Origin of the sequence: Paenibacillus sp. NPDC056579 (assembly GCF_042793215.1) — a bacterium.
In the GTDB taxonomy this organism is placed as follows: Bacteria; Bacillota; Bacilli; order Paenibacillales; family NBRC-103111; genus Paenibacillus_S.
This window is the reverse complement of the sequence record NZ_JBHTVD010000021.1, coordinates 23,029-40,599: the sequence shown is the minus strand read 5'-3', so window position 1 is coordinate 40,599 and position 17,571 is coordinate 23,029. Positions and strand designations below refer to the sequence as shown.

General features: G+C 52.0%; 12 protein-coding genes. 7 read left to right on the top strand and 5 right to left on the bottom strand.

Annotation, left to right across the window (positions count from 1 at the left end):
* Positions 1-9 precede the first annotated feature (9 nt).
* Positions 10-1,038, top strand: coding sequence for a metal ABC transporter substrate-binding protein (locus ACFQ88_RS38420; protein WP_379463084.1), 1,029 nt, complete (start codon positions 10-12; stop codon positions 1,036-1,038).
* Positions 1,039-1,255: 217 nt separating this feature from the next.
* On the opposite strand, the gene ACFQ88_RS38415 is transcribed toward ACFQ88_RS38420, so the two are convergent.
* From ACFQ88_RS38415 to serS, 5 genes are all read right to left on the bottom strand, one after another.
* Positions 1,256-2,023, bottom strand: coding sequence for an ABC transporter permease (locus ACFQ88_RS38415; protein ID WP_239628200.1), 768 nt, complete (start codon positions 2,021-2,023; stop codon positions 1,256-1,258).
* A complete protein-coding gene (locus ACFQ88_RS38410; RefSeq protein ID WP_275590428.1) occupies positions 2,024-2,794 on the bottom strand; it encodes an ABC transporter ATP-binding protein in 771 nt (256 codons plus the stop codon).
* A gap of 13 nt (positions 2,795-2,807) precedes the next feature.
* Complete coding sequence (locus ACFQ88_RS38405; RefSeq protein WP_379463081.1) at positions 2,808-3,674, bottom strand: pentapeptide repeat-containing protein; 867 nt, start codon at positions 3,672-3,674, stop codon at positions 2,808-2,810.
* Between the two features lie 14 nt (positions 3,675-3,688).
* Complete coding sequence (locus ACFQ88_RS38400) at positions 3,689-4,018, bottom strand: PadR family transcriptional regulator (protein ID WP_239628197.1); 330 nt, start codon at positions 4,016-4,018, stop codon at positions 3,689-3,691.
* Between the two features lie 855 nt (positions 4,019-4,873).
* Entirely contained in the window at positions 4,874-6,184 is a 1,311-nt protein-coding gene (gene serS / locus ACFQ88_RS38395) for a serine--tRNA ligase (protein ID WP_379463072.1), read from the bottom strand.
* Positions 6,185-6,940: 756 nt separating this feature from the next.
* Here serS and ACFQ88_RS38390 point away from each other — a divergent pair.
* From ACFQ88_RS38390 to ACFQ88_RS38365, 6 genes are all read left to right on the top strand, one after another.
* Positions 6,941-9,244, top strand: a complete 2,304-nt coding sequence (locus tag ACFQ88_RS38390) for a glycoside hydrolase family 95 protein (RefSeq protein WP_379463070.1) — start codon at positions 6,941-6,943, stop codon at positions 9,242-9,244.
* 87 nt (positions 9,245-9,331) lie between these two features.
* On the top strand, positions 9,332-11,620 hold the full coding sequence (locus ACFQ88_RS38385; RefSeq protein WP_239628192.1) for a helix-turn-helix domain-containing protein: 2,289 nt from the start codon (positions 9,332-9,334) through the stop codon (positions 11,618-11,620).
* A gap of 202 nt (positions 11,621-11,822) precedes the next feature.
* Positions 11,823-12,737, top strand: coding sequence for an ABC transporter permease (locus tag ACFQ88_RS38380; protein ID WP_239635520.1), 915 nt, complete (start codon positions 11,823-11,825; stop codon positions 12,735-12,737).
* Positions 12,738-12,774: 37 nt separating this feature from the next.
* Positions 12,775-13,632 carry a carbohydrate ABC transporter permease gene (locus ACFQ88_RS38375; protein WP_379463141.1) on the top strand — a complete coding sequence of 286 codons (858 nt, stop codon included), beginning with the start codon at positions 12,775-12,777 and terminating at the stop codon, positions 13,630-13,632.
* 64 nt (positions 13,633-13,696) lie between these two features.
* Positions 13,697-15,352 carry an extracellular solute-binding protein gene (locus ACFQ88_RS38370; protein WP_239628191.1) on the top strand — a complete coding sequence of 552 codons (1,656 nt, stop codon included), beginning with the start codon at positions 13,697-13,699 and terminating at the stop codon, positions 15,350-15,352.
* Positions 15,353-15,539: 187 nt separating this feature from the next.
* On the top strand, positions 15,540-17,564 hold the full coding sequence (locus tag ACFQ88_RS38365) for a discoidin domain-containing protein (protein ID WP_379463067.1): 2,025 nt from the start codon (positions 15,540-15,542) through the stop codon (positions 17,562-17,564).
* The last annotated feature ends 7 nt before the right edge of the window (positions 17,565-17,571 follow it).

Here is a 17,571-nt window from a genome sequence, read left to right as displayed (position 1 = left end):
GTCATACAAATGAGAACACTATTACAAACATCGCTGGCGGTGCTGATGACTTCAGTCTTGGTGCTGGCCGGCTGCACGGATTCGAAGCCGACGTCCGGGGATGCCGCCGCACCAGCCGCTCCCGCAACGGCGTCTGCAAGCAAGCTTAAGGTGGTGACGAGCTTTTATCCATTGTATGAGTTTTCCCGCAATGTAGCCGGGGACAAGGCCGATGTAGTGAACCTGGTGCCGGGTGGAGTGGAGCCTCACGATTGGGAGCCGACCGCTCAAGACATGAAGCGAATTCAGGAATCCGGGGTGTTCGTATATAACGGAGCCGGTATGGAGAGCTGGGTGGATAAAGCGCTGGACAGCGTTAAGCAGGATAAAACGATCATTGTGGAGGCTTCCAAAGATCTGGAGCTCATGGAGGGAACAGGGGAAGACGGGCACGACCACGATCATGCACACGATCATGATCATGACGGGAAAGAGGAGAAAGACGCTAAAGATCATGACCATGCAGAGGAAAAAGGAATGGATCCGCATGTCTGGTTAGACCCGGTCCTGGCGCAAAAGCAAGTGAAGGCCATTCAAGCCGCGCTGGAAAAAGCCGATCCTGCGAATCAGGAGGCTTATAAGAAAAATGCGGATGCTTATATCGCTAAGCTGCAGGAGCTTGACGGGGCCTTCAAGGAAGGCTTAAGCGGCGCCAAACGCAAGGAATTCGTTACGCAGCACGCGGCATTCGGATATTTGGCCAAAAGGTATGGCTTGACGCAAGTTCCGATCGCAGGCTTGTCACCCGAGCAGGAGCCGTCTCCGGGGGAAATGGGAGAAATCGTCCAATTCGCTAAGGAGAAACAGGTGAAGACGATTTTCTTTGAGACGCTGGTCGCACCGAAAGTGGCGGAGACGGTAGCCAAGGAAGTCGGCGCCAAGACGGCGGTGCTGAACCCGATCGAGGGGCTGACTGACAAAGACAAAGCCGACAAACTGGACTACATCGGCATAATGAAAAACAATCTTGCGGCATTGAGGGCCGCTCTGAACGAGTAAGTGAATAATATGGGCTCCTCTTGGCCTTGGGCCGTGGGGACCGAGCTGAGCTGTTGGTTGAAGGCGGCGGCAGGACACAGCTTAATTGGGGTCAAAAGCTTAAAATAACAAAAATATACGCCAAGCCTATGATGATGTCCCCCGGCTTGGCGTTTTCTTTTTACATAATATCTAAGTTTTATATTGATCATTGGACTAGATTCCTTCTTTAACTATTTTACCCCCGCTTTTTATACGCCCTCATCGCAAAGATATAAGCTACGAGCGTAATTCCGATGCACCACGCAAGCGCAATCCATATATCATTACCCACCTGATGACCTGACAATAATGCACGGATGGCTTCCACGATCGAGGTCACCGGCTGGTTTTCGGCAAAGACGCGAACAGCAGTCGGCATAGACTCTGTCGGCACAAACGCCGAGCTGATAAACGGCAGGAAGATAATCGGGTAGGAAAAGGCGCTTGCGCCATCCACTGATTTTGCGGATAACCCGGCAATCGCCGCTATCCAGGTTAATGCCAGTGTAAACAGCGCGAGTATACCGGCTACTGCAAGCCATGACAGAATACCCGCCGACGAACGAAAGCCCATAATCAATGCTACGAGAAGGATGACGACAAGGGATAAAGCGTTGGATACCAGCGAGGTTAGGACATGCCCCCACAGTAGGGTGGAACGGGAAATCGGCATAGTGTGAAACCGCTCGAATATGCCACGCTGCACATCGGTAAACAGGCGGAAGGCCGTGTAGGCGACACCGCTAGCAATAGCAATCAGTAGTATACCGGGCAGCAGGTAATTCACATAGTTATCCGTTCCGGTTTGAATTGCGCCGCCGAACACATAGACGAACAGCAGCATAAAAGCGATCGGCATGATGGTGACCGTGATGATGGTATCCATGCTGCGGGAAATATGTCGCATGGAGCGTCCAACCATAACGCCCATATCGCTGAAAAAGTGATTCTTTGCCGTCTCCATTTACTTTTCCTCCTTTTTGCCGACGATGGCGAGGAATATTTCCTCCAAAGACGGCTGCTTTTCAACATACTCTACCTTGGCGGAGGGGAACAGCTTTTTTAACTCCGAGAGCGTGCCGCTGGCGATAATCCTGCCCTCATGCAGGATGGCAATTCGGTCGGCAAGCTGCTCAGCCTCCTCTAAATACTGCGTGGTTAAAAATATGGTCGTACCGCCGTCGGCCAGCTCCTTGACAATCTTCCAAACCTCGATGCGCGCTTCGGGGTCAAGCCCTGTGGTTGGTTCGTCAAGGAAAATAATCTGCGGATTTCCTACAAGGCTCAAGGCGATGTCCAGCCTGCGGCGCATACCGCCCGAATAAGTGGACACCCTGCGGTCGGCAGCGTCTGTGAGGCCGAACCGTTTTAACACGTCGTCCGCCACCTTACGCGGATCCTTGAGGTAACGCAGCTTCGCAATCATGATAAGATTTTCCCGTCCGGTCAAAATTTCGTCCACGGCGGCGAATTGCCCGGTCAGACTGATCGCCTGCCGCACGCTCTCGGGTTTTGACGCAACATCGAATCCGTTTATGACAGCGGTTCCGCTGTCTTGTTTGAGCAGCGTGGTGAGGATTTTGACAACCGTTGTCTTGCCTGCGCCGTTGGAGCCGAGGAGGGCGAAAATACTGCCCTTTTCCACCTCGAAATCTACGCCCTTCAGCACTTGAAGCTGCTTGTAGGATTTTTGCAGACCTTTTACTTGAATGGAATTGGCTTGCACGGTTTGCATTGGATTCCCTCCCTTAAATGACTGTCACTTTTGACAAATCGGCTTCCATGCCTTTGAGCAGAGCGAAGGTCAGTTTATCCATCGTTGCGCCGTCAAAGCAGATGGTTTTGATCATACGGTAGTACTTCTTAGAAAAGGTAAACCCGGACTGGAAAGAAACATTTTTAAGAGTAGCCCCCCTGAACGAAACTCCGTTTAATGCCGCTTTGTCAAACGTAACGCCGATAAACGTCTGTCCGTCAAAACACATTCCGCCCAGATCGGAGTACTTGAAGTCAACACCATCAAATGAACAACCTTCAAAAATCGTTTTTCTAAGATCGGTCATCGATAGTGTGACGTCGGTCAGTCTTACTCCTGTGAATTTGGCTCCATCAAGGCCTGACTTGCTGAAATTGGTTCGTACAAGGATCGTCTTATTGAAGCTCGCATTCCTGAGGTCAAGGGCCGATAGGCTGCAGTCCGTCAGATTCGCGCCGTCAAAATTGGCTTCGCGTACGTCGCTGCTCTTAAATGAGCTGCCGGTCAAATCTGCGCCCGAAAAGTCGGAACCATGCAGTGCGCTGCCTATAAACTGTCCTTTATGGGCCGTAACGCCTGCAAAGTCGCTTTTCACCAAATTGCTTGAGCTAAAGTTGGTCAGTACTTGCCGTTCCAGCGAACGGGAGAGGTTGGCGACCTCCAGGATCGTCTGCTCGATGTCGCCGATACCCTCAATAGTCATCTGAAACGCTGTTTCATCGTCCTTGCCATCCGCTCTGAGTTCGCGGTATCGCTCCTGCAAATCGGAGAGCAGGTCGGCCTTTAATTCGGTGACGCTTTTTACCCCATCGTATGGCGTAAACACGCTGTTCAGATAATCCGTCAATTTCTGATTCATCCTATCAAATCTCCTTATAGTAAATTTTCTAACACACGCTTTGCATACTCCCAATTGCTTTTGTTGCGGGCGTATGTATCCTTGCCCTTTGCGGTAATCCTAAAATACTTGCGCCGTCCTCCCTGTGATTCATCGCCCCAATACCACTCGATATCTCCGTCGACTTCAAGCCTCTTGACACTGGAATACATCGTTGCTTCCTTTAATTCATATTCGCCGCCCGACCGCTCGGCAATCAGCTTGACGATCTCGTAGCCATAGCGATCAGCTTCGGACAAGAGCCGTAAAATCATCGTATCCGTATGGCCGCGCAACAGGTCGGATGTGATCTTGTTCTCACTCATTTCATCACCCCCACATCTGCATGATACAACAAATTACTATGACTGTCAAGGTAGTATTTTAATTCTATTACCTTGTTTGAAAAATAGTGCGATTCATGCCGGAATCAACGAATTGACGGATAATGATTGGTTTACACGATAAGGTTTAGGAAACAGTAAAGAAAGTGAAGGATGAATTAGCAGCCCTGGGGAAAATGGCAACAATGTAGTTTTGTTTTATATTGCTCCGTTTTCTAAGCTTTTGTGCACTGATTTCAACAGCATTGTCTCGAGTCTGGCCACTTTAGGATGGTTTCTCGGAGGGAAGCATGAAACGGGAGCTGGACGAGGTAATCGAGCGTTTAACGTATCTTCCGAGACGATATGCAGCAAGTTGGGTGTAAATCGCGAGAGACGCGGTTTGGGCACATCGAATTTTTACGAGGGAAATTGCGCTTCGTATCGGAAAAACGGAGCACGGTGACAGCCCGTACGCTGTAAGCCGGAAAAACCGCGTTACGGGGCAGCGTAACGCGGCTGGGTGTGTCTGTAACGCGGAAAAAGCGCGTTACAGGAGTGCCCCGGCCCCTCGCGCGCCCCGAGAGCGCACGGTAAGCCGGAAAAACCGCGTTACGGGGCAGCGTAACGCGGCTGGGTGTGTCTGTAACGCGGAAAAAGCGCGTTACAGGAGTGCCGCGGCTGGCCGCGCGCCTCAAGAGCGCGCTGCAAGCCGGAAAAACCGCGTTACGGCGCAGCGTAACGCGGCTGGTTGTGTCTGTAACGCGGAAAAAGCGCGTTACAGTAGAGCCCCAGCCCCGCGCATCCCGCCCGCACGTGAGCTGACAGCTTGCTTCGCCCTCGCGAGGCTCTCACGCTCTACAGCAGCTGCTTATCGACCGGCTGCTCCGCGCTCGGCAACAGCCGTTCCAGGCCGTTCATATACGGCCTCAAAGCGGCAGGAATCCGGATGGCGCCGTCTTCCTCCTGATGATTCTCTAGCAGCGGAATCAAGATGCGAGGCGACGCTACTGCCGTGTTGTTCAGCGTGTAGCAATAGCGCAGCTTGCCTTCGGCATCGCGGTAGCGGATGCCCGAGCGGCGCGCCTGAAAGTCCAGCACGTTGGACGACGAATGCGTCTCGCCGTAGCTGCCGCGGCTCGGCATCCAGGTTTCGATGTCGTACTGCTTGTAGGTTTTTTGCGACATATCGCCGGTGCAGACGGCCATGACGCGGTAAGGGAGCTCCAGCAGCTGCAGCAGCTCCTCCGCGTTGGCGGTAATCTCCTGAAGCAGCTGCTCCGACCGCTCCAAGCTTGCCTCGCAGAGGATGACCTGCTCGACCTTGGCGAATTGATGCACGCGGTATAGGCCGTGCACATCCTTGCCTGCCGATCCTACCTCGCTGCGAAAGCACGAGGATACGGCGGCGAGCTTGACCGGCTCCGTCACATCGATAATCTCGTTGCTGTAATACGAAATAAGCGGTACCTCCGACGTCCCGACCAGCCACCGGTCCTCGCCGCCGATCCGGTACGTCTGATCCTGGCCGAGCGGGAAGAAGCCGGTATTCGTCATGGCCTCGGTCCTGACCATAGTAGGAACCTCCAAAGGCACATAGCCTCTGCGCAGCAGAAGGTCCAGCGCGAGCTGCTGCACGGCGCGATGGAGCAGAACCCCGGCGCCCTTCAAATAATAATGACGGCTGCCTGCCGTTTTGACTCCCCGGGGAATGTCGATCATATCATGCAGCTCACCCAATGCGACGTGATCGCGGAGCCCGAAATCCGGCTTCACCGGTACGCCTGCTTTTCGCAGCTCTACGTTATCTTCGTCCGATCGGCCGACGGGGGTATCCGGCGATACGATGTTCGGCACCCGAAGCAGGAGGGCATGGCATGCCTGCTCTGCATCGCCAAGCCGTGTCTCCAGCTCCGCTAGTCGCCCGCCCAAGTGACGGACCTTTTCCTTCTCTTCCTCGGCTTCCGCCTGTTTCTCAGCACGCAATAATCGATTGATCTCCTGCGAGCGTTGATTTCGTTCCTGCCGGAGCTGTTCGACTTCCTGCAGCAGGCGCCTTTTGTGCTCATCCTGCTTCACCAGCTCCGCAATGGAGACCTCCATCCCTTTCTGATCGGCAACCGTCTGTAAGGCAGCCTCATGGTCTCGAATCCACTTCATGTCCAGCATGCATCCGCACTCCTTTTCTTAGAAAAATACAAAGAGCGCCCTCATCCGTATGGGACGAGGAGCGCTCAGCTCGCGGTGCCACCCAACTTGACCGAGCAAATCATACATCTGCTCGATCCTCTTTGGTTCCGCGGTAACGGGCGGTGCCGGATAACTTAGGGGGAATTCGAGACGAACGGATCAATCCCCTTGACGAAAACGCCTCCGAGTTGGATTCTCATCATCGGCATAGTTGGTTGTATTTATTTTTTCATATTATAGCGTATTCCGGCTTTTTTATTCAAGTGCACGCAAAAAAAATGAAAAAGACGATCCGAGGATCATCTTTTTCAGGGCAGCATCTATTAATTATCCGAATAGTTCAACGATGGTTTGAATAAGAAGGAAAGGGAGTGCCGCGAATCCGAGCAAGCCCCAAAGCAGGCCTTTAGCGACGTTTTTTACATGTTCCATGATGATCATCTCCAAATAATTGAGTTATTAAATAATTGAACTATCAAAGTAGTGTACTCATTGTAAGAAAAGTCTGATAATTTGTCAATGGGAATTTGTGGATGCTAGTCCCCATATTGTTCAACATAGGAAAAGAGAGGTTTGTCGAAAAAAAGTGAATTTTGTATACATAGATGTGAGGATTGTACATGGCTGTTCGGTTACAGTCACTTTACAATAGCCTTAGCAAGCAATTGCTGCACTAAAGTAGTAAAGGAATGAATGTAAACGAAGCTCTTTTCGGGCAAAAAGGGGGAACTCATGGTGTCGTCAATTCACGGGAAGCAAGACACAAGGCTGTTTTATCGCAAGCCGGCAAAGAAATGGCTTCAGGCGCTGCCTGTTGGCAACGGGCGAATCGGCGCAATGGTGCATGGCGAAATTAACCGCGAGGTCATACAGCTGAATGAGGATACGGTGTGGACCCGGGGACCGATAAACCGCAACAATCCGGATTCGCTGCAGACGATAGATGTGCTGCGTAAGCTTCTGGCGGAAGGCAAGGTCGAAGAGGCGCATGATATGGCCGATATGGGTATCATGGGCGTCGCCCGGCGGCAGCCGCCTTATCAGACGCTCGGAGAATTGAATTTATTTTTCCCGGGGCAGAGGGAAAGCGAGGTTTCCGACTACCGCCGCGAGCTCGATTTGCAGACAGGCATCGTGAAAGTAAGCTACCGGATCGGAGATACGGTGTTTACCCGCGAAGTGTTCTCCAGCACCCCGGATCAGGCGCTCATAGTGAGAATCACGGCGGATAAGCCGAATGCATTGAGATTCGGGGCCAATTTGTTCCGCAAGTTTGACTCCGTGACCGAAGCGGTTTCCGCCGATACGGTAAACCTTGACGGCCAATGCGGCGCATGGGGGACGAAATTCCATGCCCGGCTGCACGCGGTTCTGGAGGGCGGGAGCAGCAGAACGCTGGGAGATCACATCTATATCGAAGAGGCCGATGCCGTCACCTTAGTATTGACAGTGTCGACGGATTTCCGGTATGAGCAGTACCGCGAACGGTGCCAAGAAGAGCTGGAGCAAGCCGCACGCATTCCTTATACGCAGCTAAAAGAACGGCATATCGCCGAATACCGGCAGTGGTTCGACCGGATGGAGCTGGAGCTCGCCTATGATTACAGCGGGAATCTTCATGAGCTGCCAACGAACGAGCGGCTAGCCCGCGTCAAAAACGGCGAGCAGGATTTGGGACTCGTTACTCTGTATTTCCATTACGGCCGGTACCTGCTGATCAGCAGCAGCCGTCCGGGGACGATTCCGGCGAACTTGCAGGGCATATGGAACGACAGCTATGTCCCGCCTTGGGATTCCAAATATACGATTAATATCAACATCCAGATGAACTACTGGCCTGCGGAAATTTGTAACCTGTCCGAGCTGCATTTTCCGCTGTTCGATCACTTGGAGCGCATGCTGCCTAACGGGCAGGAGTCGGCCAAGTCGATGTACGGTGCTCGCGGCTTCATGTGCCACCATAACACGGATTTATGGGGCGATACGGCGCCGACCGACTTTGCGAGAGCAGGATTGTGGCAAATGGGCGCAGCATGGCTGTGCTTCCATTTATGGGACCACTACACCTTCAGCCTGGACCGTTCGTTCCTGTCTGAGCGCGGCTATCCGCTTATGAAGGAAGCGGCGCTGTTTATTCTCGATTTCTTGTTCAAGGGAGAAGACGGGAAGCTGCACATCGGACCGACCGTTTCGCCGGAGAACATATTCAAGCTGCCGAACGGCCAGGTCGGACGCTTGTGCATGGACCCTGCAATGGATATTCAGATCGCACGAGGGCTGTTCGAGCGTTGTATCGAAGCTGCGGGTATTCTGCAGATCGACGAAGAGCTTCGCAGCGAGTGGGCGGAAGCCCTAACGCTGCTCCCGGATCCGAAGGTCGGCAAGTACGGACAGCTGCAGGAGTGGGATGAGGATTACGAGGAATTCGATCCAGGACATAGGCATCTATCTCATCTGTTCGGCGTATTCCCGGACGACCAGCTGCTGCGCGACGAACGCTGGGCCGAAGCGGCGAGAGTCGCTCTGGAGCGGCGTCTCGAATATGGCGGAGGCGGTACAGGCTGGAGCACCGCTTGGATTGTCAGCCTGTGGGCGCGTTTCTTGGAGGGCGACAGAGCGGACGAGATGATTACGAAGCTGCTGCAGAGCAGCACCGCGGACAATATGCTCGATTTGCATCCGCCGCTTATTTTCCAAATTGATGGTAACCTTGGGGCTACCGCAGGTATTGCCGAGATGCTGCTGCAATCGCATGAAGGCAATGTGAGGCTGCTTCCGGCGTTGCCGTCGTCTTGGTCGGAAGGCCGCGTGAAGGGATTGCGCGCACGTGGAGGCTTCGAAGTATCGCTGCAATGGAGCGAGTCGCGGCTTCAGCGTGCGGAAATCGTATCGCTCAACGGAGGCGTGTGCAAGCTGGCGGCAGCTTCTCCCGTTGAGATTAGACAGGGTGACAGGCTTGTCGCCACTGCCAGCGGGGTGTCGGACGAGATCGAATTCCCAACCGAACAGGGAGCCGTTTATCAGATCATAGTTGTATAAGTAAGAGAAGCTAATAGACCAACTCCTGCCTCGGCAGGGTGTTGGTCTATAAGACTTTTCAAGAGGTGGTGGAAGAGGTTGGAGAGGATGAACCGATGGCTGAAACGCCGTACCGTCTACTCCGGTATTTTGTTTTCTTACTTGCTCATGCTGATCATTCCGCTGTCTATCGAGACGTTCAGCTATATGCAATATTCGCAGCTGATTCACAAAGAAACGGAAATGTATAACCGGTCCATGCTGAAGCAGGCTCAGCGTGTGCTGGACGATCGGCTGCAAAGCATAGAAGAGGTAACGATGAACCTGTCCTACGATACGGAGGTTCAACGCTTTGTCAACGTCACCGAAAATATGGACGCACTGGACAAGTACAATTTGAGCAAGCTGATCAATACGATCGACCGGTACAAGAAGACGAACAGCTTTATTCATGGTATTTACATTTATTATCCAAAATCCGGATCGGTGGTCACCGAAAGCGCCAAATCGACGGTCGAGGATTTTCCTAAGTATGTATACCGTTATTCGGACTGGACGTTCGACGATTGGAAATATACGATCAATCAAATCCAGAATCTTGAATACCGTACGGCTCAGCTGTCGCAAAACGACGCTTCGGAGCCGCGGAAAGTCGTGTCGTTGATGCAATCCGTATTCCAAGGCTCCATCAAGCAAGCTGTCGCAACCATAGTCGTCACTGTCGACGTCACGAAGCTGGAAGGTCTGCTGTCCGACGGCCCGTCCTCATTCGGCAATTTGTATGTCCTGGACCGGAAGGGGAAGAAGGTGTTCGAATTGGGAGACCAGGAGCTGCTTGCAAGCGTACCTGCCAATCCATTGGATGAGCATAAAAGCTCGTTTGTAAAGGTGGCGGATAAGCAATATTACGTCTCCAGTCTTCCATCGCCTTACCGCGAGCGCCAGTATGTGTCGGTAACCTCCGTCGAGAACATCAAGCAGGATTTGAAACGGATCACGGATCTCGTCATCCTGGTTACGATCGGATTGATTACAGCAGGAATTGTGCTGGCTGTTATTTTGGCAAGAGGGAAATACAAGCCTATCAAAAAGCTCGCCGATGTGTTCCAGACCAAATGGAAAGCGGCGCCCATCGCCGAGTCCAATGAATTGAAGCTTATCGAATGGGTGGCGGATACGGCCATTAAAGAGAAGGAGCAATTCGTGCAAGCGATGCAGCGGCAGATGCCCGTGCTCCGTTCCAATATGTTCTTGAGACTGATGAAAGGCAGCATCACGGTGGAGGAGCAGGCGATGCACGATATCGGGGTCGAGCTGCCGAACCCTTATTTTGCCGTTATTCTGGTTCATGTGGATCAGTATGATGAGAGCAAATTGAAAGAGCGAAATTTGTCGAAATTTGTCATAAGTAATGTGTTGGAGCATCTGGGTCAGGAAGCGGGGCTGTCATATGCCGTGGACATCGATATCGATCGTGTTGGATTGCTGCTGAATGTGGAGGAGTCTTCGTTCAGAATGACCGAGCTGCTGCATGAGCTGTCCACCAAAGCGTTGGAATTTATCGGCGTCAAGTTCCATAATACGATCACCGTCAGCATCGGAGGCATTCACGAGAAGCTGGAGGGCATCCATCTGTCATACCAGGAGGCGTACCAGGCAATGGAATACCAAATGGTGAAGGGGTACAGCAGCGTAATCGGCTACGATGAGGTCCAGTCGTTGTCCAAGCCGCAAACGTATGTGTACCCGATTCAGACGGAGGAGCTTCTGCTCAGCAGTATCAAGCACGGGGACATCAAAAAAGTACGTGAAATTATGAACGACGTCTATGAAATGAACTTCGTAACCGGTCAATTGCCGATCGAGATGGCGCGCTGTCTGTATTTCGATATGATGGGTACGGCGATCAAAGTGCTGAACAGCTCGGCCATGGATTATGAGGTCATTTTTGCCGACGGGCCGGAGCCGTACTCCAAGCTTATTTCCAGCCGGACGATACAGGAGATGCAGAGCACGCTGCTGTGGATTTACGAGCGCATTTGCGAGCACATTCACGAGGGCAAGAAAAAGCACAGCTATCAGCTCGAGGACCGGATTACGGCATTTATCGCCGAGCACTTTGCCGACCCAGATCTGAGCTTAACGAAGGTGTCCGGGGTATTTAATTTGAGCCCGACCTACTTGTCCGGCTTTTTCAAAGAGCAGGTGGGGGAAAATTTCCTGAACTATGTGAACAAGCTAAGGATCGAGGCGGCCAAAAAAATATTGCTCGAGGAGTCTCTCTCCCTTCAGGAAATTGCCTCGAAAGTAGGCTATTCCAACAACGTCGTCTTGATCCGCAATTTCAAAAAGTATGTCGGCTGCACACCGGGAGAATACCGGGAAAGCCCGCAGTGACGCACCTTAAGAAATGATAATGAAATTTATATAACGAATTTCCGTAAGGAAAATCAACGGCTCGTAAGGAATGGTTCTTTACCGGACCCCCGCCTGTTGACTATGATCAATCTCGAGAAACCAACATCAGGAATGGGGGAACCAAGGTATGGATGCTACCCGCCAAAGTGCGAACGGGGGAACGTTGAACCGGGAGCGGGCGATGCCTAAAGGCATTCAGATTTTGACTCGAGACATCATTAGGAACAAGTACATTTACCTCATGATGCTGCCGGGGTTGCTGTATTACATTATTTTTCACTACGTGCCGATGTACGGAGCGACGATTGCATTCAAGCACTTTACTCCGGTTGCAGGCATTTGGGGAAGCGAATGGGTGGGGTTCAAGCATTTTCAGGAATTTTTTCGCAGCTACTACTTCGTACGTATTATTAAGAACACGCTGCTGCTGAACTTTTACTCCTTATTGTTCGGATTTCCCGCACCGATCATTCTCGCTCTGCTGTTGAACGAGCTCCGCAAGCAGTGGTTCAAGAGAACGGTGCAAACGTTGACCTACCTGCCGCATTTCGTCTCTATTATGGTTATTTGCGGCTTGCTTGTCGACTTCACGTCCAAGAACGGCTTGATCAACGATATTATCGTTTGGTTCGGAGGCAGCAGAGACAATCTGCTTATGAATTCGGATTTGTTCCGTACGATCTTCGTCAGCTCGGGGATTTGGCAGGAGATCGGCTGGGGCTCAATCATTTATCTGGCAGCATTGTCGGGTATCGACCAAGAGCTGTACGACGCCGCCAAAATCGACGGTGCGGGTCGCTGGCGCCAAATGCTTAACGTAACGATACCGGGCATCATGCCGACGATCATTATTCTGCTTATCTTAAGAATCGGGCATATGATGGACGTAGGGTTCGAAAAAATCATTTTGCTGTATAACCCTTCCACCTACGAAACGGCGGACGTCATCTCCTCCTTCGTGTACCGCAAAGGTCTGGTGGATGCGAATTACAGCTACAGTGCCGCCATCGGCTTGTTCAACTCGCTAATCAATTTCATCCTGCTGATCGGGGCCAACAAAATAAGCCGCAAATTCTCCGATTCCAGCTTGTGGTAAGGAGGACGGAACGGTGAAGAAAAAAAGTGCCGGTGAAATGTTTTTTGATTGTATCAACGTCTTGTTCTTATGCACTCTTACGGCTGTGACTCTTTACCCATTTTTACACGTCGCCTTCGCGTCGGTAAGCACACCGTCCGAGCTTGCTTCGCACAGCGGACTGCTTTTTCATCCGATAGGGATTCAGTGGGAAGCGTATAAGCTCGTGCTCAGCAATCCGCTGATCGTATCGGGTTATAAAAACACCTTGATCTATGTGACCGTCGGAACGGCGCTGAACGTGCTCGTTACGGCTTTGATGGCATATGCGTTATCCCGCAAAGGCGTGCTGCTGCGCAATTACGTTATGATGTTCATCGTCTTTACGATGTTTTTCAGTGGCGGCTTGATTCCAACCTATTTGATGATCAAAGGGATGGGGCTGCTGAATTCGATTGGAGCGCTTGTTCTTCCGGGGCTTATCAGCACGATGAACCTAATCATTATGCGGACGTATTTTCAATCGATTCCCGAAAGTCTGGAGGAGTCGGCCAGGCTGGACGGAGCGGGCGACTGGGTCATTTTGTTCCGTATTATTATTCCGTTGTCGATGCCGGTTATATCCGTCATGATCCTGTATTACGGAGTAGGGCATTGGAACGCATGGTTCAACGCATCGATTTATTTGAACAAAGCGGAGCTGTATCCGCTGCAGCTGGTGCTGCGCAACATTCTGATCAACAACAACACGGAAGATATGATGGTTACGCTCGGCATTGACAAGAAAGGCCAGGATATGAGCGAGGTCATCAAATACTCGACCATCATGGTAGCTACCATTCCGGTGCTTATTGTGTATCCGTTTTTGCAGCGTTATTTTGCCAAAGGCGTCATGATTGGAGCAATCAAGGGTTAGCGCTGACGTCCATAACGGGCGCTGGCTGTAATACATTATACGAATTCAGGGGGAACTGTTTGCTATGAAGAAGAACATGAAAACCGTTCAAGCGATGATGGCCTTTGTCCTGCTGGGCGGCGTGTTGGCAGGCTGTGGAGGCAGCAAGGAAGATGCGAAGGATGCGGCTGCGTCCAATTCGGGCGAAGTCGAATCGCTTGCGCTTCCTATTGCGAAAACGCCGATTACGATCAAGTGGTACCAAAAGAATTTCGTTGAAACCGAGCTGAAAAGCATGAGCGAAATGGAAGCGTTTAAAGAGCTGGAGAAGCGGACCGGGATCAAAATCGAATTCGTACACCCGCCGAACACTCCGGATGCAATCAACGTCATGCTGGCTTCCGGCGACTATCCGGACGTTATTTTCTGGGATTGGGCCAGTGTGCCACGCGGTTTGACGGGCCTTATCAATGACGGTGTCGCTCTCAAGCTGAACGATTACATGGACAAGTATGCCGTCAACTACAAGAAAGCGTTGGATAAATATCCGGATGTGAAAAAGTTCGCGACACTGGATGACGGCACGTATCCGGCCTTTTTCCAGCTCGATCCGGACCCGATGAGAACAAGCTACAACGGCTTGATTATCCGCAAGGACTGGCTGGATAAGCTCGCTCTGAAGCCGCCTGCAACGATTGACGAATGGCATACCGTATTGAAGGCGTTCAAGGAGAAGGATCCGAACGGCAACGGCAAGCAGGACGAAATTCCGTACAGCATCGCCAAAGCGCCAAGCGGAACGGCATTGGGCGGTGTAGGAAGCGGAATGTCCGAATTTACGGCGGCTTGGGGCATTTTGGACGGCTTCTATAAAGACCCGGCCAGCGGAAAGCTGCTCTACGGACCGATGCAGCCGCAATACAAGGACTACTTGACTACGATGGCAAGCTGGTATAAAGAAGGCCTGATCGACTCGGAGTTTGCTTCTACGGATGCCAAAGGCTTGACGACGAAGCTGCAAAACGAGCAGGTCGGTACGACGTACGGCTCGCTGGGATCGATTATCGGGAACACGACGACTGTTGTCAGAACGAAAAATCCGAACTATTCGCTTATCGGAGTGAAGCCGCCTATCGGACCTGGAGGCAAGTCGTACAACTACGCTTCCAACACCGTTCAGAAGGTTGGTTACGCAGGCGTCATCACCAAGACGTCCAAATATCCGAAGGAAATCGTCCGGTTGATCGACTACATGTACTCCGAGGAAGGCCAGGCGTTGTTGAACTGGGGTATCGAAGGCAAGAGCTACACCGTCAAAGACGGTAAGAAAGCATTCACCGACGAGATTATGAAAAGCCCGGACGGCAAATCGCCTCAGCAAGCGCTGTATCGCTATGCAACCTCGGTCTTCGGACATACAAAGGTCATGGAATACGATGCGTGGAGTCAAATTTCGATGCCTTTCCCGGAGCAAAAAGAATCGATCAAGCTGTTCGCCGGAGCGGATACCTCGTTGAACACGCCGACGTCGTTAAGCTTGACAAGTGAGGAAAGCTCCAAGCTCGGTTCGATTATGAGCGATATTAACACGTACAAGCAGGAGACGGTATTGCGTATTTTGATGGGGGCCGACCCTGTAAGCAAAATCGACGAATTCCAGAAGCGTCTTAAAAGCATGGGCATTGACGAGGCGCAAAAAATTTATCAAGCCGCCTACGATCGCTTTAATGCTAGAAAATAAGTTCTAATCTGGAAAACATTGTATACAATAAATACGGGCCTTCTCCAAGAGGAGGCTCGTATTTTCTTATATCAGAGTGAAATACAGGATGTGAGGAGTGATTCATCGCCACTTAAGAAAAATGTAAACGCTTCAGCCTTTCATTATGGCTTGCGTTTCCAAAACAAACTATACGAGGAGGAAAGTTATGAAAGTAACAAAATGGGCCGGGCGATACGTATTATCCGCTCTAGCCGTAAGTTTGGCAGCTGTCGGCTGGGGAGGGGCGGCATCGGCTGCTTCCAGCTCGCTTGTGTATTTATCAAGCGGGCAGCTCGTGTACAACACCTATGCCAATCAGGGGCAAACCAATTCGGTCAATACGATTCCCGATTTCTCCAATGCGGGATATATGGGAGGCGGTGTCGCACTGCCGAACGTCCCGGTGAAGCAGACGGTAAGTCCGGTAGCCGGGGACGACAGGCTGACCATCCAAAATGCCATCGATTACGTTTCCGGATTGACGCCGGATGCGAATGGGGTTCGCGGTGCCGTGTACTTGAATGCAGGCACGTATGAGGTGAACGGAGAGCTGCACATCCCTGTAGGCGGCGTTGTGCTTCGAGGGGCGGGCCAAGGGACCGACGGGACCATAATTAAAGATATGGCCACATACCAGAACGACTTCATCCAGGTAGGGCCGGACCCTGCGGGCAAGCCGAACTGGGTCGAGACGGCCGGGACGCGCCAGTCCATATCGACAGCGTATGTACCTACCGGAGCAAAAAGCTTCAATGTAGCTTCGGCATCCGGTTTCAATGTGGGAGACCGCATCATGGTCGAGCGAACGCCGAACGACACCTGGATTACCGATCTCAATATGGCCCAATACGGATGGACGGCGGATGACTATGCAGTCGATTACGAGAGAACAATTACCGCCAAAAGCGGGAATACGATTACTATCGATGCTCCGATCGTGCAGGCTATGGAGACGAAATACGGCGGAGGCGCAATCTTCAAATATACGGTGCCAGACCGCATTCAAAAAGTCGGAGTCGAAAATCTCCGAATCGAGTCCGCATACGCGAGCAATACCGATGAAAATCACGGCTGGAATGCGATCAAGTTCGTGCTGGTGGAAAACGGATGGGTGTCCGGCGTTACAGCGCGGTATTTCGGCTACTCCGCCGTCAATTTAAGCAAAATGTCACGCAATATTACCGTACAGGACAGCGCCTATCTGGACGGCAAATCGCAAGTGACGGGCGGACGCCGGTACTCGTTCAACATCGAGAATGGCGCTACCTTTAACTTGTTCCAGAGGCTGTATACTTCCGAGGGCAGACATGATTTCGTGACGGGATCGAGAGTGCCCGGACCGAATGTTTTCGTGGACAGTTTGTCCGTCAATTCGCATGACGACGCCGGTCCGCATCATCGTTATGCTACAGGCCTGTTATTCGACAACATCAAGACGCTGGAGCTCAATGTACGCAACCGGGGAGCCTCAGGTACAGGACATGGCTGGGCGGGTGCGCAGACGATATTCTGGAACAGCGAAGGGGCCAATCAAATGATTGTAGACAGTCCGATCGGGGCGAAAAACTGGAGCATAGGTTCCGCCTCCGGGGGCAAGAGCGGTGCAGGAGGCTACGATTCCTTCGGCGTCCGGGTAGAGCCACGCAGCTTGTATTATCAGCAGCTTCAGGACCGGCTGGGAGCTGCTGCCGTCGGGAATGTGACGCTGCCGGAGCAGCTGACGGGATCGATCTGGCCGAAGCTTGCAGCCTGGGCCGGGAACGGCAAGCTGGAGGACGCCACCCCCACCCCCAATCCCGGCACCAATCTCGCGCTGAATAAAACATATGCCGCATCCACGACCTGGAGCACTTCGTATACGGCGGCCAAAGCGTTTGACGCCAGCACGTCAACGCGCTGGTCCGCTTCCAGCGGTTCGCTGACGAACCAATGGATCAGCGTCGACTTTGGCGCTGCCACTACTTACAAGCAAGTGGTGATTAAAGAATCTTCTTATCAAAGGGTAACTTCCTACAAGCTTCAATCGTCGAATGACGGTACGACATACACCGATATTGCAGGTACATCGGGTACGACGATCGGGGCGAGCAAAACGATCAGCTTCTCCAGCGTCAATTCAAGGTATTTGAGGCTCTACATTAGCTCCGCCAGCGATGAGCCTACGATCAACGAGATCGAGGTGTATAATTAAAAAAGAG

Coding starts and splice junctions, on each gene's coding strand:
- ACFQ88_RS38420 (WP_379463084.1), top strand. CDS start 10: ATGAGAACACTATTACAAACATCGCTGGCGGTGCTGATGACTTCAGTC.
- ACFQ88_RS38415 (WP_239628200.1), bottom strand. CDS start 2,023: ATGGAGACGGCAAAGAATCACTTTTTCAGCGATATGGGCGTTATGGTT.
- ACFQ88_RS38410 (WP_275590428.1), bottom strand. CDS start 2,794: ATGCAAACCGTGCAAGCCAATTCCATTCAAGTAAAAGGTCTGCAAAAA.
- ACFQ88_RS38405 (WP_379463081.1), bottom strand. CDS start 3,674: ATGAATCAGAAATTGACGGATTATCTGAACAGCGTGTTTACGCCATAC.
- ACFQ88_RS38400 (WP_239628197.1), bottom strand. CDS start 4,018: ATGAGTGAGAACAAGATCACATCCGACCTGTTGCGCGGCCATACGGAT.
- serS (WP_379463072.1), bottom strand. CDS start 6,184: ATGCTGGACATGAAGTGGATTCGAGACCATGAGGCTGCCTTACAGACG.
- ACFQ88_RS38385 (WP_239628192.1), top strand. CDS start 9,332: ATGAACCGATGGCTGAAACGCCGTACCGTCTACTCCGGTATTTTGTTT.
- ACFQ88_RS38380 (WP_239635520.1), top strand. CDS start 11,823: ATGCCTAAAGGCATTCAGATTTTGACTCGAGACATCATTAGGAACAAG.
- ACFQ88_RS38375 (WP_379463141.1), top strand. CDS start 12,775: ATGTTTTTTGATTGTATCAACGTCTTGTTCTTATGCACTCTTACGGCT.
- ACFQ88_RS38370 (WP_239628191.1), top strand. CDS start 13,697: ATGAAGAAGAACATGAAAACCGTTCAAGCGATGATGGCCTTTGTCCTG.
- ACFQ88_RS38365 (WP_379463067.1), top strand. CDS start 15,540: ATGAAAGTAACAAAATGGGCCGGGCGATACGTATTATCCGCTCTAGCC.